Source organism: Hahella sp. CR1 (genome assembly GCF_029813005.1).
Taxonomy (GTDB): domain Bacteria; phylum Pseudomonadota; class Gammaproteobacteria; order Pseudomonadales; family Oleiphilaceae; genus Hahella.
Window position 1 is genome coordinate 1 of record NZ_JAPELK010000057.1, and the last position, 389, is coordinate 389.

Below are 389 nucleotides of genomic sequence, written 5' to 3' on the forward strand. Positions count from 1 at the left end.
CGTCGAGTGATTCCACCCTCGGGATCGATTTCTTTAACGATCTGGCCGCGATCGTCGTAGTGGAAGGTGGTTCTGCCGCCGTTGCTGTCGATGGCGTGGGATGTCTTGTTGGCCGGGTCCCATTCGAAACGGTAGTCGTAGACGCCCTGGTCGCCCCACTGACGCACACAGCGGGCGGCTTTGTCGTAGCGGCTCCATTCGAAATAGAAACTAAAACCAGTCTTCAGGGTGCGGCGGGTGATGACGTGATTACGATAGGCGTAAGACTCGCCCGCGCCGGCGGGGTCCCGCACCTGCACCAGATCCTGGGCGTCGTCGTATTCGTATTTGGCCAACGAGTCCACATCGCCGTCCGCGCGCAGCGACTGGATCTCGCAGATCAGTCCCTG

1 protein-coding gene is annotated in these 389 nt (G+C 60.4%); it reads right to left on the reverse strand.

Annotation, left to right across the window (positions count from 1 at the left end; translation table 11 throughout):
- A partial coding sequence (locus ONV78_RS31905; protein ID WP_279508634.1) for an RHS repeat protein occupies positions 1-389 on the reverse strand: 389 nt, incomplete at both ends.